18 protein-coding genes are annotated in these 17,107 nt (G+C 75.9%); 8 read left to right on the plus strand and 10 right to left on the minus strand.

Going from position 1 to position 17,107, the window contains the following annotated elements:
• Positions 1 to 10: 10 nt before the first annotated feature.
• The 5 genes from ACGBYP_RS13685 to ACGBYP_RS13705 form a co-directional block, all read right to left on the minus strand.
• The gene (locus ACGBYP_RS13685) at positions 11 to 289 is read right to left on the minus strand and encodes a muconolactone Delta-isomerase family protein (RefSeq protein WP_411584966.1); all 279 of its coding nucleotides are present in this window, start codon (positions 287 to 289) and stop codon (positions 11 to 13) included.
• Positions 290 to 1,015 (minus strand): alpha/beta fold hydrolase, encoded by a 726-nt coding sequence (locus ACGBYP_RS13690; protein ID WP_411584968.1) that lies wholly within the window; start codon positions 1,013 to 1,015, stop codon positions 290 to 292. It lies immediately after the preceding gene.
• A gap of 166 nt (positions 1,016 to 1,181) precedes the next feature.
• Positions 1,182 to 1,481, minus strand: a complete 300-nt coding sequence (locus tag ACGBYP_RS13695) for a 2Fe-2S iron-sulfur cluster-binding protein (protein ID WP_411584970.1) — start codon at positions 1,479 to 1,481, stop codon at positions 1,182 to 1,184.
• 137 nt (positions 1,482 to 1,618) lie between these two features.
• The gene (locus ACGBYP_RS13700; RefSeq protein WP_411584973.1) at positions 1,619 to 2,281 is read right to left on the minus strand and encodes a response regulator; all 663 of its coding nucleotides are present in this window, start codon (positions 2,279 to 2,281) and stop codon (positions 1,619 to 1,621) included.
• Complete coding sequence (locus ACGBYP_RS13705; protein ID WP_411584975.1) at positions 2,278 to 3,882, minus strand: histidine kinase; 1,605 nt, start codon at positions 3,880 to 3,882, stop codon at positions 2,278 to 2,280. Before ACGBYP_RS13705 ends, ACGBYP_RS13700 begins: the two co-directional genes overlap by 4 nt.
• Positions 3,883 to 4,181: 299 nt before the next feature.
• Here ACGBYP_RS13705 and ACGBYP_RS13710 point away from each other — a divergent pair, with 299 nt between their 5' ends.
• From ACGBYP_RS13710 to ACGBYP_RS13730, 5 genes are read left to right on the plus strand one after another with little or no spacing between them, the layout of a single operon-like run.
• Positions 4,182 to 5,045, plus strand: coding sequence for a methylenetetrahydrofolate reductase (locus tag ACGBYP_RS13710; protein WP_411584977.1), 864 nt, complete (start codon positions 4,182 to 4,184; stop codon positions 5,043 to 5,045).
• Positions 5,038 to 5,931, plus strand: a complete 894-nt coding sequence (folD, locus tag ACGBYP_RS13715; protein WP_411584980.1) for a bifunctional methylenetetrahydrofolate dehydrogenase/methenyltetrahydrofolate cyclohydrolase FolD — start codon at positions 5,038 to 5,040, stop codon at positions 5,929 to 5,931. Before ACGBYP_RS13710 ends, folD begins: the two co-directional genes overlap by 8 nt.
• Positions 5,928 to 7,094, plus strand: a complete 1,167-nt coding sequence (pabB, locus tag ACGBYP_RS13720; protein ID WP_411584982.1) for an aminodeoxychorismate synthase component I — start codon at positions 5,928 to 5,930, stop codon at positions 7,092 to 7,094. The genes folD and pabB overlap by 4 nt, the downstream gene beginning before the upstream one ends.
• Positions 7,091 to 8,056, plus strand: a complete 966-nt coding sequence (gene folP / locus ACGBYP_RS13725) for a dihydropteroate synthase (RefSeq protein WP_411584984.1) — start codon at positions 7,091 to 7,093, stop codon at positions 8,054 to 8,056. Before pabB ends, folP begins: the two co-directional genes overlap by 4 nt.
• A complete protein-coding gene (locus ACGBYP_RS13730; protein ID WP_411584985.1) occupies positions 8,053 to 9,537 on the plus strand; it encodes an aldehyde dehydrogenase family protein in 1,485 nt (494 codons plus the stop codon). The genes folP and ACGBYP_RS13730 overlap by 4 nt, the downstream gene beginning before the upstream one ends.
• A gap of 39 nt (positions 9,538 to 9,576) precedes the next feature.
• On the opposite strand, the gene ACGBYP_RS13735 is transcribed toward ACGBYP_RS13730, so the two are convergent.
• Positions 9,577 to 10,902 (minus strand): alpha-amylase family glycosyl hydrolase, encoded by a 1,326-nt coding sequence (locus ACGBYP_RS13735; protein ID WP_411584988.1) that lies wholly within the window; start codon positions 10,900 to 10,902, stop codon positions 9,577 to 9,579.
• A gap of 64 nt (positions 10,903 to 10,966) precedes the next feature.
• Here ACGBYP_RS13735 and ACGBYP_RS13740 point away from each other — a divergent pair, with 64 nt between their 5' ends.
• Both ACGBYP_RS13740 and ACGBYP_RS13745 read left to right on the plus strand, forming a co-directional pair.
• Positions 10,967 to 11,593, plus strand: a complete 627-nt coding sequence (locus tag ACGBYP_RS13740) for a TetR/AcrR family transcriptional regulator (RefSeq protein WP_411584990.1) — start codon at positions 10,967 to 10,969, stop codon at positions 11,591 to 11,593.
• 161 nt (positions 11,594 to 11,754) lie between these two features.
• A complete protein-coding gene (locus ACGBYP_RS13745) occupies positions 11,755 to 13,227 on the plus strand; it encodes an MFS transporter (RefSeq protein WP_411584993.1) in 1,473 nt (490 codons plus the stop codon).
• 6 nt (positions 13,228 to 13,233) lie between these two features.
• Here the strand turns inward: ACGBYP_RS13745 and ACGBYP_RS13750 are convergent, their stop codons facing one another.
• From ACGBYP_RS13750 to ACGBYP_RS13765, 4 genes are all read right to left on the minus strand, one after another.
• Positions 13,234 to 13,647: an ankyrin repeat domain-containing protein gene (locus ACGBYP_RS13750; RefSeq protein ID WP_411584996.1), complete on the minus strand. Its 414-nt coding sequence runs from the start codon at positions 13,645 to 13,647 to the stop codon at positions 13,234 to 13,236.
• A gap of 66 nt (positions 13,648 to 13,713) precedes the next feature.
• Positions 13,714 to 14,466 (minus strand): dienelactone hydrolase family protein, encoded by a 753-nt coding sequence (locus tag ACGBYP_RS13755; RefSeq protein WP_411584998.1) that lies wholly within the window; start codon positions 14,464 to 14,466, stop codon positions 13,714 to 13,716.
• Positions 14,467 to 14,615: 149 nt separating this feature from the next.
• Positions 14,616 to 15,164: a hypothetical protein gene (locus tag ACGBYP_RS13760; protein ID WP_411585001.1), complete on the minus strand. Its 549-nt coding sequence runs from the start codon at positions 15,162 to 15,164 to the stop codon at positions 14,616 to 14,618.
• A gap of 76 nt (positions 15,165 to 15,240) precedes the next feature.
• Positions 15,241 to 15,456, minus strand: coding sequence for a hypothetical protein (locus tag ACGBYP_RS13765; protein WP_411585003.1), 216 nt, complete (start codon positions 15,454 to 15,456; stop codon positions 15,241 to 15,243).
• A gap of 74 nt (positions 15,457 to 15,530) precedes the next feature.
• Here ACGBYP_RS13765 and ACGBYP_RS13770 point away from each other — a divergent pair, with 74 nt between their 5' ends.
• On the plus strand, positions 15,531 to 17,075 hold the full coding sequence (locus tag ACGBYP_RS13770) for a helix-turn-helix domain-containing protein (RefSeq protein ID WP_411585005.1): 1,545 nt from the start codon (positions 15,531 to 15,533) through the stop codon (positions 17,073 to 17,075).
• Positions 17,076 to 17,107 lie beyond the last annotated feature (32 nt).

Raw genomic sequence — 17,107 nt, forward strand, 5'->3', positions numbered from 1 at the left:
TGGGGTCGGGTCATGTCCGCTCCTGGGGGTGGGTGGCGAGCGCCTCGACGTGGACGTCGAGCCACGGGGACATCGGGAGCGACATCAGCGCCTCGTGCAGGGCGGCGGGGTCCGCGGCCTCGTACAGGCCGATGGTCGCGTTGCGGCCGGGCACCCGCCACAGCCGCACGAGCACGCCGTCGGCGCGCAGCTCCATCGCGCGGGCGCGCTCGCCGGCCCGCAGCTCCGCGCGCCGCTCGGGCGGGGTGTCGGGCGGCAGCCGGTTCTCCGACCGCACCAGGAACTCCACTCAGACCACCTCCGGGACGGGACGGGCGGCGACGTCGGCCAGCACGCGGGCCAGCTCCGCCGGTGCGGTGACCATGGCCTCGTGGCCGGTGGCCAGCTCGTGCACCGGCCAGCCGCGGGCGCGGGCGCGGTCGGCCTGGCCGGCGAAGACGCGCATCCAGCTGACGCACTCGACGAAGGTGGCGGGCACGGCGTCCGCGGCGCCGGTCAGCCGCAGCGGGTCGGTGTAGGTGCGCCACGGGTGCGGGGTGAGCCGGGGCTCCAGCCAGTCCAGGTCGGCCTGCTCGGTGACGCCGAGGACCGACAGCCGGCGCACCGGCACCAGCCAGCCGAAGCCCTGCGCAGCCGCGGACTCCGCCCAGTGGTGCTCGACCGTCGCGGGCAGCAGGTCCCGCGCCGACTCGCCGTCCGCGCCGACGAAGGCGTCGAGGTAGACCCGGTGGGCGACCGCCTGCGGGCGGCGGTCGGCGACGGCGCTCACCACCTGCCCGGCGTAGCTGTGCCCGACCAGGACGACGTCGGTGAGCCCCAGCACGTCGACCAGCCCGAGCACGTCCTGCACGTGGGTCTCCAGGCCGACCAGCGGCGAGACCAGGTGCGCCCGCTCGGACAACCCGGTGAGCGTGGGCGCGTGCACCTCATGGCCGGCCGCGCGCAGCAGCGGGGCGACCCGGTCCCAGCACCACCCGCCGTGCCAGGCCCCGTGCACGAGCACGAACGTGGTCATGCGCCGCCCTCCTCCGGGGGCCCGCGGGCCCGGTCGGGCGCACCCACGCCCGTGACGCCCACGCTAGGGACGGGACCGGCCGGCGGGATCGGCCCGATGTCATGGCCGGCGCACCGGCGCGGCAGGCCCGCCCTACGTCATCCGTCGTGGTGCCGCCGGCGGGCGGTCACAGGTCGAGCACCAGCCGGGACGTCGCGGCCCGGGAGACGCAGATCATCATCGTCTCCCCCACGGTGCGCTCCTCGGCCGTGAGGACGCCGTCCCGGTGCTCGGGGACGCCCTCCAGGACCCGGGTCTCGCACAGGCCGCAGCAGCCGTCGGCGCACGCCGCCGGCACCTCCAGCCCGGCCGCGCGCACCGCCTCCAGGACCGAGGACCCGGGCGGGACGGCGAGGGAGATGCCGGCCGCGGCGCAGACGACGTCCAGCGGGGCCAGGTCCCCGGCGGTACCGGCAGCGACGGTCACGCGCCCTCCTCCGACGGGCGGCCGGGCCACGGGACGAGGGCTTCGGCTGCCCGGCCTGCGGCCACCGTAGGGCGGCGGCGCCGGTCGCCGGATCGCCCGCTTGACGGCCCCCGCGCGCGACATCTGACGCACCCGGGTCAGCGGGGCTGCACCAGCCCCTCCTTCACCGCGAGCAGCGCCGCCTGGGTGCGGGAGGTGAGCCCGATCTTGGCCAGCAGGTGGCTGACGTGCGTGCGCGCCGTGCGCTCGCTGATGACCAGGTGCTCGGCGATGTCCTTGTTCGACCGGCCCTCGGCCACCAGGATCAGCACCTCCTTCTCCCGGGCGGTGAGCACCCCCAGGCCGGTGCGCGGCGCCCGCAGCTCCTGGGTCAGCCGGCGGGTGACCGCCGCGTCGAGGAACACCTCGTCGCGCACCGCCGCCCGCAGCGCGGCGTCGACCTCGGCGGGACCGGCGTCCTTGAGCAGGTAGCCCGACGCCCCGCCCTCCAGCGCCGCGTGCACCCGTTCGGTCTCGCCGAAGCTGGTCAGGATGACCACCTTCAGCTGCGGCCACCGGCGCAGCACCTCCGCGGTGGCGGTCACCCCGTCCATCCCGGGCATCTGCAGGTCCATCAGGACGACGTCGGGCAGCTCACCGTGCGCGGACGCCCGGGCCAGCCGGTCCAGCGCCTCCTGCCCGTCGGCGGCCTCGTCGGCCACCTCGACGTCGGCCAGCGCCTCCAGGTAGGCGACCACCCCGCGGCGGACGACCGAGTGGTCGTCGACGACCAGGACCCGGATCGGGTGCGGGCCGGTCACGGCGCGACCTCCGGCTCGCACGGGGTCACCGGGAGGGTGGTCGGGAAGGGCAGGCTCAGCAGCACGCTGGTCCCGCCCGCCGCCGGCCGCCGGACCCGGACGGCGCCACCCCACCGCGCGGCGCGCTCGCGCATCACGGTCATCCCGAAGCCGCTGGACGTGCAGTTCCCGGCCACCGCGGGGCCGGCCGGGCCGGCGGGGTCGCCCATCCCCCGGCCGTCGTCGGTGACCTCGGCGATCAGCCGGCGGCGGCCACCGTGCGGCGCCACCGCCAGCCGGACGTGCACCTGCGAGGCGTCGGCGTGCTTGACGGTGTTGTGCAGGGCCTCGGCGACGACGCGGTACACGTCCTCGAGCAGCGCGGCGTCGAGCGCGGCCAGCTCGTCGCCGCGGTCCTCGACCTCGAGGGCGACCGGCACGCCGGTGCGGGCCGCGGTCGTGTCGACCAGGGACCGGACCGCCGGGACCAGCCCGCCGGCCGTGGCCGCGGCGGGCCGCAGCTCCACCACCATGCCGCGCAGGTCGGCCAGCACGTCCTGGGCGGCGCTGCTCAGGTCGTCGGCCACCTGGGCGACCTCCTCCGGGCTGGGCGGCAGCCCGCGCGCGACCAGCACCTCCAGCGAGCGCGCCTGCATCATCATCGAGAACACCTGCTGGACCACCGAGTCGTGCAGGTCGCGGGCCAGCTTCTGGCGCTCCTCGCGGCGGGCGACGTCGCGCTCCCACTCCAGCAGCGCTGCGTGGTCGACGGCCATCGCGGCCTGCTCGGCCATCGCCAGCAGGAACTCCAGCTCGGTGTCGCCGACCACCTGGCCGGGGGCGAAGAAGGCGTTGAGGATGCCCACCGGCTCACCGCGCGCCAGGAGCGGGACGCTGACGAACCAGTCCCAGCGGGGGTGGCGCATGAGCTGCTGCAGCGGCGCCCACGCCGGGTCGGCCATGACCGCGTCGTAGCGGTTCGCGGCGACCACCGGCTGCCGGGTCTCCAGCGCCTCCAGCATCATCAGCCGGGCACCCAGGGCGCGGCACTCCATGAGCTTGTCGAAGAAGTCGGTGGAGCGCCGGAAGCCCCAGGCGCCGACGACGTGCAGCCGGTCCCCGGTCGAGTTCACCGTCAGGACCTGGACGCTGGCGATCGCGTCGGACCGCGCCACCTCCCGGGCGAGCACCTCCAGCGTGCCGACCAGGGAGCGCTTCGACGCCACGCTGGAGGCGGCCTTGGCGATCGCGGCCAGCCGCCGCTCGCGCAGCCGGCTCAGCGTCACGTCGCGGAACGACACGATCCACCGGTCCTCGCCCGGGACGCGGGACAGCACGTAGCTGAACTCGCGCCGCTGACCGGTCACCGGCTCCCAGGCGACGGTCAGCTCACCGGACCGGCCGGTGCCCGCCGCGTCCTGCGGCGGGGCGAACGGCGACGGGGTGCCCGCCACCTGCTCCGGGTCCAGGCCGCACAGGGCCACCGCGGCGGTGTTCGCGTCGACGAAGCGGGCGTCGGCGTCGATGACCGCCAGCCCGTCGGGGGCGTGCCGCACCACGTCCGCGGCCGCGACGCCCGCAGCGGTCCTCGTGCCGACCGCGACCGACCCTGCTGTCTCCATCTGCCCCACCTCCCCGCACGGCTCCGTTGCCGCGCGCACGCCGAGTGGCGCAGGCCACTCCACCGTGATCCTGACAGCACCGCCGTCCGGTGCCCAGGGGGCCCGTCGCCGCCCCCGGGCCGACCGCGACGATTGACCTACGGCCGGCGACCGATCCGGTGGAGCAGGTGCCGTCAGACCACCGTGTCGGCCCGGCGTGGCCCAGGTCACGCTGAGCGCCAGGACGGACGACGTCCGGGCGGTGCCGCCGGCGACGTCCCGCGGGGCGCCCGCCCGGCCAGTGCAGAGGGAGGGACCACGTGAGGCGTGTGCTGACCGTCCGCGACGGAGCCACGCGGGAGGCGCTGAGGCGGGCGGTCACCGACGTCGGCTTCGAGGTGATCCCGTTCAAGAGGACCGAGCAGGCCGTGCTCGACCACGTGCCCCGGGACGTCGCCCTGACGGTGACCGCGTCGCCGGCCAAAGGGCAGGACGCCACCGTCGACCTCGCGGTGGCGCTGGCCGGCCACGGCTACGCGGTGTCCCCGCACCTGTCGGCCCGCCAGGTGCGCGACCGGGCCCACCTGGCCGACGTCCTGGCCCGCTGCCGGGAGGCGGGCATCACCGGCGTCTTCGTCGTCGGCGGGGACCCGAGCGAGGAGGACACCGGCTTCGCCGACGCGCACGCGCTGCTGGTCGCCATGCACGAGCTCGGCCACCCGTTCACCGACGTCGGCATCGGCGGTCACCCCGAGGGGCACCCGAACGCCCCGGACGAGCTGCTGTTCCGGGCACTGGTGGACAAGGCGCCGCTGGCCACCCACATCACCACCCAGATCGTGTTCGACCCCCAGGTGATCCTGGCGTGGGCGCGCGAGCTGGTCGCCCGCGGGATCGACCTGCCGGTGCACGTCGGCGTCCCCGGCGCGGTCCACCGGCAGAAGCTGGTGCGCGTCTCCGGCGGGCTGGGCATCGGGGAGTCGGCGAAGTTCCTCAAGAAGCAGCAGGGTCTGCTGTGGCGGTTCTTCGTCCCCGGCGGGTACAGCCCGGACAAGATCATCCGCGGGCTGGCGCCGCACATCGGCAAGCCGGACAACCACCTCCACGGCTTCCACGTCTTCACGTTCAACGACCTGGAGCCCACCGAGGCGTGGCGTCAGCAGATGCTGCGGGACCTTGCCTGACGCCGGCGGCGCCGGGCACCCGGCGACCGCGCAGCTGATCAACGGCACCGCGGTCGCGCGGCGGGTCCGCGCCGACGTCGCCCGCGGGGTGGCCGAGCTGGTCGCCGGCGGCGGCACCGCACCGGGCCTGGCCACGGTGCTCGTGGGCGAGGACCCCGCCTCGGAGGTCTACGTCCGCAACAAGCGCCGGCTGTGCGTCGAGGCCGGCATGGCCGACCTGCACCGCCACCTGCCCGGCGACGCCGACCAGGCGACCGTGGCCGCGCTGCTCGACGAGCTCGCCGCCGACCCGGCGGTGTCGGGGATCCTGCTGCAGCTGCCGGTGCCGGCGCACCTGGACACCGAGGCGCTGCTGGCCCGCATCCCCGCGACCAAGGACGTCGACGGGCTGAGCACGGCCAACGCCGGGCTGCTCGCCCAGGGCCGGCCGGGGCTGCGCCCGTGCACGCCGGCCGGCGTCATGGAGCTGCTGGCCGAGCAGGGGGTGGAGCTCTCCGGCGCCGAGGCGGTGGTGGTCGGCCGCTCGGTGCTGGTCGGCCGGCCGATGGCGCAGCTGCTGCTCGCCGCGGACGCCACGGTGACCACCGCCCACTCCCGCACCCGCGACCTGGCCGCCGTCTGCCGGCGCGCCGACGTGCTGGTCGTCGCCGCCGGCATCCCCGGGCTGGTCGGGGCCGACGCGGTCAAGCCCGGCGCGACGGTCATCGACGTCGGGATCCACCGCGGGGAGCACGGCCTGCGCGGGGACGTCGCGTTCGCCGCGGTGGCCGCGGTGGCCGGGGCGGTCACCCCGGTGCCCGGCGGGGTCGGCCCGATGACCATCGCCATGCTGCTGGCCAACACGCTCACCGCCGCCACGGTCCAGCAGGGCCGCCCGCGGCCATGACCGGCCCGTGGGCGCGCTTCGACGACCTGGCCGCCGGCCGTTCGGTGCGGTGCCCGCCGCCGTCGCGGGTGCTGACCGCGCGCGAGCCGGCCGAGGTCGCCGGGGTGCTGCAGGAGGTGGACGCTTCGACCGCCGCCGGCAGCTGGGCCTTCGGGTACGTGGCCTACGAGGCGGCGTCCGGGCTCGACGCGCAGCTGCCGGGCGGGCCGTCGTCCCCCGGCGGGCCGCCCCTGGTCTGGTTCGGGCTCTGCGGCGAGCCCGTCGGGGTGGCGCCGCCGACCGCGCCGGCGCCCGGCGGGCCCCCGGCCGCGTGGCGCCCGGACTGGACCGACGCCGAGCACGCCGCGGCCGTCGCGACGGTGCGCGACCACATCGCCGCCGGCGAGACCTACCAGTGCAACCTCACCGACCGGCTGCGCTCGACCGTCCCCGGGGACCCCGGGCAGCTCTACGCCCGGCTCGCCCTCGCCCAGCAGGGCGCCTTCAACGCCCACCTGGACCTGGGCCGGCACGTGGTGGCCAGCGCCAGCCCCGAGCTGTTCTTCGAGTGGGCGGGCGATCGGGTGCGGACCCGGCCGATGAAGGGCACCGCACCGCGCGGCCGCACCCCGGCCGAGGACCGGGAGCAGCGCCGCCGGCTGCTGGCCAGCAGCAAGGAGCGCGCCGAGAACCTGATGATCGTCGACCTGCTGCGCAACGACCTGGGCCGGGTGGCCGAGACCGGCAGCGTCGTGGTCGACGAGCTGTTCACCCTGGAGCGTTACCCCACCGTCTGGCAGCTGACCTCGCAGGTGAGCGCCCGCGCGCGGCCGGGCACCGGGCTGCTGGACCTGTTCCGCGCGCTCTTCCCCTGCGGCTCGGTCACCGGCGCCCCCAAGCGCCGCACGATGCAGCTGATCGGCGCGCTCGAGCCGACCCCGCGGGGCGTCTACTGCGGCGCGGTGGGCCTGGTGGCTCCCCCGTCGGCCCGCGTGCGCGCCCGGTTCGGCGTCGCCATCCGCACCGCCGTCGTCGACCGCGCGACCGGTGCGGCCGTGTACGGCGCCGGCGGCGGGATCACCTGGGGGTCGGAGGCCGCCGCCGAGCGGGCCGAGCTGCTGGCCAAGGCCGCCGTCCTCACCCACGAGGTGACGGCGCACCCGACCCCGGTGGGGGCCCGGTGAGCGAGCTCGCCCGGCCCGGGCGGTGCGTGGTGGTGGGCGTCCTGAACGTCACGCCGGACTCGTTCTCCGACGGCGGGCGGCACGAGACCGTCGACGCCGCGGTCGCGCACGGGCTGGCCCTGGCGGCCGCCGGCGCCGACTACGTCGACGTCGGCGGCGAGTCGACCCGGCCGGGCGCCGAGCGGGTGCCGGCCGACCACGAGCTGCGCCGGGTGCTGCCGGTGGTGGCCGAGCTGGCCCGGGCCGGGGTCGCGGTCAGCGTCGACACCACCCGCTCGCGCGTGGCGGCGGCGGCCCTGGACGCCGGCGCGGTGCTGGTCAACGACGTCAGCGGCGGCCTGGCCGACCCGGCGATGGCCGCGGTCGTCGCCGACGCCGGGGTGCCCTGGGTGCTCATGCACCGCCGGGGCGACAGCCGCGACATGGACGCCCGGGCCGGCTACGACGACGTGGTCGCCGAGGTGCGGCGCGCGCTGTGCCGGCGGGCCGACGCGGCGCTCGCGGCCGGCGTCGACGCCGGCCGGCTGGTCGTCGACCCGGGCCTGGGCTTCGCCAAGCGGCCCGAGCACGACCTGGCCCTGCTCGCCGGCCTGCCCGGGATCACCGCCCTGGGCCTGCCGGTGCTGGTGGGTGCGTCCCGCAAGCGCTTCCTCGGCGCGGTGCTCGCCGCCTCCGGCGGACACCCCCGCACCCCGGCCGAGCGGGACGACGCCACCCTGGCCACGACCGTGCTCGCCGCCGGCGCCGGCGCCTGGGGTGTGCGGGTGCACGACGTGGCGGGCAGCGCCGACGCGGTGCGCGTGGTGGCCGCCGTGGGCGCTGCCGCGCCGCGCGGTGCCCGCTGCGGGGCACGGGTGCGCGACGCTGCGCACCGCGAGGACCTGGCGCACGAGCGCCGCCCCGGGGAGCCTCGGCGTCCCCGGACAGGTACGGACGACACAGAGAGGTGGCGATCCGCGTGACGGACACGCTCAGCACCACGGCCCCGGTGACGACGGGGCTCTACATCGGAGGGCAGTCGCGGTCCACGGCCGACGTCCTGGAGGTCGTCGACCCGGCCCGCCCGGGCGTCGTCGTCGGCACCGCGGCCGCGGCGACGCAGCAGGACGTCGCCGACGCCGTGGCCGCGGCGACCGAGGCCTTCCCCGCCTGGTCGGCGCTGCCCGCTCCCGAGCGGGCGGCCGCGATGGCGGCGGCCATCGCCGGCATCGCCGACGACCGCGACGAGGACGCGCGGGTGCTGTCGCTGGAGAACGGCAAGGTCCGGATGGAGGCCTGGGTCGACGCGCTGGTGTTCGAGATCCGGTGGCAGCTGGCCCTGTCCCTCGCCGAGGAGGTGGACCGGCCCACCGTGCTGCCCCCCGCGCCCGGCATCCCGGTCGAGACCACCGTGTCCCACCAGCCGCTGGGCGTCGTCACGGTCATCGTGCCGTTCAACTGGCCGATCGCGATCCTCGGCGCCGCGCTCCCGCACGCGCTGCTGGCCGGCAACACCGCCATCGTCAAGCCGCCGCCCTCGACGCCGCTGGCGACCACGCGGCTGGTGCAGCGGGTCGCCGAGAAGCTGCCCCCGGGCGTGCTCAACGTCGTCACCGGGCGCGACGGCGAGATGGCCGGCCTGATCGACAACCCGCTGGTGGCCAAGGTCTGCTTCACCGGCAGCGTCAACGGCGGCAAGAAGATGATGGAGATGGCCTCGCGCAACCTCACCCGGGTCACCCTGGAGCTGGGCGGCAACGACGCGGCGATCCTGCGCGCGGACGCCGTCCTCGACGACGAGCACCTCGACCGCCTCTACGCCGGGGTCTTCGACACCACCGGCCAGATCTGCATGGCCGCCAAGCGGCTGTACGTGCACCGCTCCCGGATGGACGAGCTCGTGGCCGGGCTGTCCGCGCGGCTCGAGCGGGTCGTGCTCGGCCACGGCCTGGCCGAGGACACGACGATGGGCCCGCTGCACCAGCCGGCGCAGAAGGCGTTCGTCGCGGAGATCGTCGAGGAGGCGCGGGCCTCCGGCGCGACGGTGCTGGAGTTCGGCGAGCTGCCCGGCGGCGAGTTCGCCGAGGGCAACTTCCTGCGCCCGGCCGTCGTGGTCGACCCCGACCCCTCGCTGCGGGTGGTCACCCAGGAGCAGTTCGGCCCGGTCATCCCGGTGATCCCCTACGACGACGACGCCGAGGCGGTGCGGCTGGCCAACGACACCTGGGGCGGCCTGTGCGGCTCGGTGTGGAGCGCCGACACCGAGGCCGCCACCCGGCTGGGCGCCCAGCTGCAGTGCGGGTACGTCTGGATCAACGACCACGGGGCCACCCGGCTGGACCTGCGGGCCCCCTTCGGCGGCATGAAGCAGTCGGGCATGGGCCGGGAGCAGGGCATCCAGGGGGTGCGGTCCTTCCAGGACACCCGGTCGATCGCCCACCTCGTGCCGGGCGACCCGGCCTGAGCCCGGCCCCGGGGGCGGGCGTGTGCCCGCCCCCGGAGCTCAGCCGGCGAGCACCGCCCAGCCGTGCGGCTCGAGCCGGACGGCGCCGCCGGCCACCGTCCCGGCGCCGGCCAGCACTGCGCCGGCGCCGCGGGCGGGCAGCGAGGCCGGGGTGTCGGCCAGGTTGAGCGCGACCACCAGCCGCCCGCCGTCGCCGGTCACCTCGTAGCTCAGCTGCCGGTTGTCCCGGTGCAGCGGCGTGGTGCGGGCGGTGTGCAGCCAGCGGTGCCGGCGGCGCAGCCCGATCAGCTCCTGGTGCAGCCGGAACGTCGGCTCACCGAACGGCGCGAGCTCGTCCGGGCTGTCCGGGAACGGCGGCCGGACGGCGTCGTCGCCGCCGGCCCGGTCCTCCTTGACCCCGGTGAACGCCTGCTCGTCGCCGGCGTAGACCGACGGCGTGCCGCCCACGGTGAACAGCACCGCCAGGGCGTGCGGCAGGTGCCGGGGGTCGGTGAGCCGGCTGGCGATCCGGGTGACGTCGTGGTTGCCGACGAAGGTCAGCGGCACGAACCCTCGCCCGCCCGGCCCACCCTGCAGGAACCCGTCGTGCCGGCCGAGGGCGTGGGCCAGCTCGTGCAGGTTGCCGTCGTTGAGCGAGCTCCAGATCGCCTTCCACAGCTCGTACTGGGTGACCGCGTCCATCCCGGACTCGCTGACGATGCGCGTGTAGTCGCCGTGGATGACCTCGCCGACGACGTAGGCGTCGGGGTGGGCCTCCCGCACCCGCGGCAGCACGGTCGCCCAGAACGCCGGCGGGACGGCGTAGGCGGCGTCCAGCCGCCAGCCGTCGGCGCCGCGGTCGAGCCAGTGGGTCATGACCTCGGCCACCCAGTCGGCCACCGCGGGAGCGGAGTGGTCGAGGGCGACCAGCTGGTCGTGGCCCTCGAAGGTGTCGTACCCGGGCACGACACCGGGTCGCCAGTCGTCGGGCCAGCGCAGCCGGAACCAGGACGCCGAGGGGGCGCCGGGCCCGCGCTCCACGACCGCGGTGAACGCCGGGTGCTCGCGGCCGACGTGGTTGAACACGCCGTCGAGCAGCACCCGCAGCCCGCGGGCGTGCGCCTGCTCCACCAGCTCGTCGAAGTCCTCGTCGTCGCCGAGCCGCGGGTCGATCCGGCCGTGGTCGACGGTGTCGTAGCCGTGCGTGCTGGAGGCGAACACCGGACCGAGCGCCAGGCCGTTGGCGCCGAGCTCGACCGCGTAGTCCAGCCAGGCGGCGAGGTGGCCCAGCCGGGAGGTGACCACCTCGGTGGCCTCCTTCTCGGCTCCCATGAAGCCCAGCGGGTAGACGTGCCACCACACTGCGTCCTGCACCCAGTCGGGCATCTCACGTCTCCAAGTGATCGAGGCTCACTAGCGCAACTGACCGTACCTCACTAGCGTGGCCGCCGTGCCCCGGACAGATCGGCTCCCCCGCCGGCGCCTCGACCCCGAGCAGCGCCGGGCCGCCATCCTGGACGCCGCCCGGGAGGCGTTCGCCGCCGCGCCCTACGCCGCGGTCAGCGTCGCCGGGATCGCCACGGCCGCGGCGTCGTCCGAGGCGCTGGTGCACCGGTACTTCACCAGCAAGAGCGGGCTCTACCAGGCCGTGGTGGCCGAGAGCATCGACGAGCTGCTCACCCGCCAGGTCGCCGCCGACACCGCGCTCGGCTCCCGGGCCGCCGTGCGGCTGCGGCTGGCCACCTCCATCGAGGTCTACCTGGAGGTGATCAGCAACTCCCCCGTCGGCTGGGCGGCGCCGCTGCGCGACCCGCACCACGACGTCCCCGCCGCCGCCGAGCTGCGCGCCCGGGCCCGTGACCGGTACGTCGAGCTGCTGCGCGGCATCCTCGGCCTGGCGCCCGCGCCGGCCCGTGACCACGCGCTGTACGGCTACCTGGGCTTCCTCGACGCGGCCTGCCTGTCCTGGGTCGCACTCGGCTGCCCGCCGGAGCAGCGCGGCGCGCTCGTCGCCATGGCGGTGGCGGCGCTGGCCGGGGCGCTGGACGCCACCGGCACCCCGCACGCGCTGGCCTGACCTCCCGGCCGGGCCGCGGCGTGCTCCCGCACCCAGGTCGGCAGCGCCTCCCACGCCGGTCGGCGGGTCGATGCACCCGGACGATCGGCGCGCGGTCACCGCCCCAGCGTGGCCCAGCGCACGTCCCGCGGCACCCCGGATGCGGGCTAGCGTTGGTGCACGTGACAACGGTCCACGCACAGCCCGCCACCCGCCCGACGCCGGCCGCCCTGGTCCCGACGCTGGTCTACCTGGCGATGCTGGTGGCGGTCATCAGCAGTCTCGGCGCGCCCCTGGTGCCGGCGATCGCCGAGGCCAACGGCGTCTCGGTGGCCGACGCGCAGTGGTCGCTGACCGTCACCCTGCTGGTCGGCGCGGTGGCCACACCGGTGATCGGGCGGCTGGGCGACGGGCGGCACCGCCGCACCGTGGTGCTCGCCGTCCTGGGCGTGGTGCTGGCCGGCAGCGTGCTCGCCGCGCTGCCGCTCGGGCTGGGCTGGCTGATCGCCGGGCGCGCGCTGCAGGGCGTCGGGATGGGGCTCACCCCGCTGGCGATCGCCACCGCCCGGACGACGCTGAGCGGGGAGCGCTCCCGGTCCACCGTCGCCGCGCTGTCGGTCACCGTGGCCGCCGGGGTGGGGCTGGGCTACCCGCTGACCGGGGCGATCGCCGAGTTCGGCGGCGTGCACGCGGCCTTCTGGGCCGGCGCCGCCGCCAGCGCGGTGGCCCTGGTCGCGGCCGCGGTGGTCTACCCGCCCTCCGCCGACGTCCCGCCGCGCCGCCTGGACCTGCTCGGCGCCGCGCTGCTGGGCACCGGGCTGGCCACCGCCCTGCTGGCGCTGGCCGAGGCCGAGACCTGGGGCTGGACGTCGCCGGCGGTGCTGGGCCTGACCGCCGTGGCGGTGGCCGCGCTGGCCTGGTGGGTGGTCTGGCAGCTGCGCGCGCCGGCACCGCTGGTCGACCTCCGGCTGGCCCGCGGCCGCGACGCCGCCGCCGCGCACGGCACGGCGCTGCTGGTCGGCCTGGCCAACTACCTGCTGCTGTCCTCGGTGCCGCGGCTGGCCCAGGAGCCGGTGGCCGCCGGGGGCTTCGACACCTCGATCGTGGTGGCCGGGCTGATCCTGCTGCCGTTCTCCCTGGCCAGCTTCTCCGCCAGCCGGATCGCGGCGCGGCTGGACCGGTCGCACGGGCCGCGCGTGGTGCTGCCCCTGGCCGCCCTGGTGCTCGGCGCCGGGCAACTGCTCTTCGCCCTGCTGCGTGACGAGCTCTGGCAGCTGTTCGTGGCGATGACCGTCGTCGGCCTGGGCGTGGGCACCATGTTCGCCGCGCTCCCCGGCCTCATCGTGGGCGCCGTGCCCAAGCACGAGACCGGCAGCGCCATGAGCCTCAACCAGGTCATGCGCTACGTCGGCTTCTCCGTCGGCAGCGCGCTCAGCGCCACCGTGCTGGAGGCCGCCACCCCGGCGGGTGCGGCGTTCCCGGACGCCGGTGGCTACACCGCGATCGCCTGGACCGGGGTGGGCACCTGCGTCGCGGTCGGCCTGCTCACCGGGCTGCTGCCCACCCGCGCCGCGCGAGCGCCGGAGCCGCCCCGCGAGGAGGCGGCGGTCGAGGCGGCGGACGCCGCCGTCGCCCCGCACGACCCGGCCCGCTGAGCCCGGTCAGGCCGGGCGGCCCTCCAGCAGGGCGGTCATCGCCGGGAGGTCGAAGAAGGCGGCCGTGGCGCGGGCGCTGGGCTGCCCCGCGTCGGGGTCGGCGCCGGCGTCCAGCAGGACGCGGACCGTCTCGGCGGACTGCTTGAACACCGCGGCCGCCAGCGGTGTCTGGCCGCGGTCGTTGTACCGGCCGTGCTCCGCACCGCGCTCGAGCAGCGCGGCCACCGTCTCCGGGTGCCCGTGGTACGCGGCCAGGATGAGCAGGGTGTCGCCCTTCTCGTTGGTCAGGTTCGGCGGCACCCCGGCGTCGAGGTAGGCGGCCAGCTCCTCGGCCTCCCCGGCGCGGGCCAGCCCGAACACCCGGACGGCGAGGTCCAGCACGCCCTGCTCGATCGGTCCCGACTGCTCGTGCTCGCTCACACCGGCCAGCCTAGGCGGGCCCGCGGCACCCGCCCTCGCCCGTGCGGGTGAGGGCGGGTGGCCCGGTCAGCGGACGGCGACCCGGTCGGTGAGCGCGAGCACGTGCCGCCAGGCGTCGGCGCAGGCCTCGGCCCACTCGCCGAAGGCGCGGTCGAAGAACGAGTGCGGCGCGCCCTCGTAGACGACGTCGTCGACCTCGGCGCCGGCAGCGCGCATGGTGGCCGCCAGCTCCAGCTGGTCGGCGACCGGGGTGGCGGTGTCGGCCCCGGCGATGAGCATCACGACCGGCCGGCGCGCCGCGCCGGCGGCCTCGCCGACCAGGCTGGGCCGGCCGTAGAACCCGGCGCTGCCGGCCAGGTCCAGGTCGCTGGCCGACTGCCGCCAGGCGTGGCTGCCCCCGAAGCAGAAGCCCACCGTGATCACGGGCAGGTCGGGGCGGGTGCGGCTGCGCAGGTACTCGATGCCGGCGGCGGTGTCGGCGTCGATGCCCTCGGGCGTGGTCTGCGGGATGTGCGCCTGCCAGTCGAAGTCGTCCTCGCGGGTGCCGGTCTCGGCGAGCCCGGCGGTGCGGCCGAAGTAGTCCAGCGCCACAGCGGGGACGCCGGCCTCGGCGAACCGCTCGGCCAGCGCGACGTAGTAGGGGTGCAGCCCGCGGATGTCGGGCAGGATCACGACCCCGGCGGTGGCCGGGGCGGCCGGTGCGGCGTAGGCGGCGGACAGCTGGTTGCCGTCGGCGGCGGTCAGCTCGAGGGTGCCGCGCTCGGCGACGTCCCCGGAGCGGGGCGGTGCGGGCGGGCGGCTGTCGTGGTCGTGGCACATGGCCCTGTGTCTACCTGCGGACCGCGCCGTCCGCGCGCCCACGCCGGGGTCAGGCCCCGGTGGTGCCGGCGACCACGCCGGGGTCAGCCCCGGTGGTGCCGGCGACCACGCCGGGGTCAGCCCCGGTGGTGCCGGCGACCACGCCGGGGTCAGGCCTCGGTGGTGTCGGCGACCACGCCGGGGTCGCCGCCGAACAGCCCGGCGGCGACCTCACGGCGCGCCTCGGTCAGCCACAGGTACTGCCGGTGGGCCTGGTCGATCAGCGACTCGACGAGCACCGGGTCGATCCGGTGGTCGACCGTCGCGGCGATGCGCAGCGTCTCGAAGCCGCTGCGCTTGCCACGCACCGCCGACGCCAGGAACTCGAACTCGACCAGCCCGGACAACGGGGACCGGGTGAGCACGTGGCCGTTGAGCTTGAGCCGGCTGGCCTTCTCCGCGATCCAGACCGCGACCTGCTTGTACTGGCGCACCGGCAGGTCGAGCGCGCCGGCGATCGCGGTCAGGTCGGTCTTCTCCTGGCGCAGCTCGTCGAGCAGCTGGCGCAGGCCCGCCTCGTGCACGCTCCCCCGGTTGGCCCCGATCATCCGGGTGACCAGCTCGATCCCACCGGCCGCGGAGGCGATGTGGTCGTTGAGGTAGACGGCGAGCAGCTCGGGGTGGGCGACCGCACCGGTCGGTGCCGGGCTCTGGGACACGGGGACTCCTCGCAGGTGGTGCCGGGACGGCCGGGTCATCATCCCCCGGTACCCGCGGCCGGGCACCGGGAGATCATCAGCGCTGGTTGCGCCGGCTCCAGCTGGTCCACGAGTAGTCGCGCGCCAGCGGGTCCACCAGGTCGGCGTCCCGGCGACCCTCCCGCACCTCGTACCAGAGGTCGGAGTGGTGCGACACCCGCGAGCCGCGCCGCTGCACCGCGCGGTCCATCCGCCAGGCCGCGATCAGCACCAGCAGGACCACCAGACCGATGACTCCCCAGACGATGCCCATGCCGCATGGTGCCGGAACGCGATCGTCCGCGCCTGCTCCGACGGCATCTCATGTGTGAGATATCGTCGCCTGCGATGACGATCACCGAAGAAGCGACCGGTCAGTCCCTGCGCCAGATCGGCACGCTGGTCCGGGACGCCCGGCGCCACCACGGCCTCACCCAGTCCCAGCTCGCGGAGCGGCTGGGCACCAGTCAGAGCGCGATCGCCCGGATCGAGCAGGGCAACCAGAACCTCACCCTGGAGCTGCTCGGCCGGCTGTCGGCGGCGCTGGACAGCGAGCTGATCACCGTCGGCCGCTCGGGCCCCACCCACCTGCGGGTCAGCGGCGGCACCCCGCTGTCGGGCAGCGTGACGGTGAAGTCGTCGAAGAACGCCGCGGTCGCCCTGCTGTGCGCCTCGCTGCTCAACCGCGGCCGCACCACGCTGCGCAACGTCTCCCGGATCGTCGAGGTCGACCGCATCCTCGACGTCCTCACCTCGATCGGGGTGTCGGCCACCTGGGACGCCGCCGGCCGCGACCTGACCCTGGTCGTGCCCGAGCAGCTGGACCTGTCCGCGATCGACGCCGACGCCGCCCGCCGCACCCGCAGCATCATCATGTTCCTGGGGCCGCTGCTGCACCGCGCCGAGCAGTTCGAGCTGCCCTACGCCGGCGGCTGCGACCTGGGCACCCGCACCATCGAGCCGCACATGATCGCGCTGCGGCACTTCGGGCTGCAGATCGAGGCACACGCCGGCGAGTACCACGCGACCGTGCGCCGTCCGGAGGCCCGCGACCGCACCATCGTGCTGACCGAACGCGGCGACACCGTCACCGAGAACGCACTGCTGGCCGCCGCCCGGCACGACGGCACCACGACGATCCGCAACGCCAGCCCGAACTACATGGTCCAGGACCTCTGCCTCTACCTGGAGAAGCTCGGCGTCGGCATCTCCGGCTTCGGGACGACGACGCTGGTGGTCACCGGTGCACCGGTGCTCGACGCCGACGTCGACTACACGATCTCCGAGGACCCGGTGGAGGCGATGAGCCTGCTCACCGCCGGGATCGTCACCGGCTCCGAGCTCACCGTGCGCCGCGCGCCGATCGAGTTCCTGGAGATCGAGCTGGCCACGCTGACGGAGATGGGGCTGCGGTACGACCTCTCCGCCGAGTACGCCGCCGACAACGGCCGGACCCGGCTGGTCGACGTCACGATCCACCCGTCGCAGCTGCGGGCACCGATCGACAAGATCCACCCGATGCCGTTCCCCGGCCTCAACATCGACAACCTGCCGTTCTTCGCCGTCATCGCGGCCACCGCGACCGGCGAGACCGTCATCCACGACTGGGTCTACGACAACCGGGCGATCCACCTGTCCGACCTGACCCGGCTGGGCGCCGACGTGCGGCTGCTCGACCCGCACCGCGTGCTGGTCAACGGGCCCACCCGCTGGTCGGGCGCGGAGATCGTCTGCCCGCCGGCGCTGCGGCCCGCCGTGGTCATCCTGCTGGCGATGCTGGCCGCCAAGGGCGACTCGGTGCTGCGCAACGTCGACATCATCGCCCGCGGCTACGAGCAACTCTACGAGCGCCTCGTCGAGATGGGCGCCCGCATCGAGGTCTTCACCGACTGACCCCTCCCCCGGGGGGCGAAGGTGGCCACTCT

It is taken from the genome of Modestobacter sp. SSW1-42, from assembly GCF_046635825.1.
Lineage (GTDB): Bacteria > Actinomycetota > Actinomycetes > Mycobacteriales > Geodermatophilaceae > Modestobacter.

Excerpts from the sequence above, each read along its gene's own strand:
- ACGBYP_RS13705 (WP_411584975.1), bottom strand. The coding sequence starts at position 3,882 with ATGGAGACAGCAGGGTCGGTCGCGGTCGGCACGAGGACCGCTGCGGGC.
- ACGBYP_RS13690 (WP_411584968.1), bottom strand. The coding sequence starts at position 1,015 with ATGACCACGTTCGTGCTCGTGCACGGGGCCTGGCACGGCGGGTGGTGC.
- pabB (WP_411584982.1), top strand. The coding sequence starts at position 5,928 with ATGACCGGCCCGTGGGCGCGCTTCGACGACCTGGCCGCCGGCCGTTCG.
- ACGBYP_RS13765 (WP_411585003.1), bottom strand. The coding sequence starts at position 15,456 with ATGGGCATCGTCTGGGGAGTCATCGGTCTGGTGGTCCTGCTGGTGCTG.
- ACGBYP_RS13735 (WP_411584988.1), bottom strand. The coding sequence starts at position 10,902 with ATGCCCGACTGGGTGCAGGACGCAGTGTGGTGGCACGTCTACCCGCTG.
- ACGBYP_RS13770 (WP_411585005.1), top strand. The coding sequence starts at position 15,531 with ATGACGATCACCGAAGAAGCGACCGGTCAGTCCCTGCGCCAGATCGGC.
- ACGBYP_RS13755 (WP_411584998.1), bottom strand. The coding sequence starts at position 14,466 with ATGTGCCACGACCACGACAGCCGCCCGCCCGCACCGCCCCGCTCCGGG.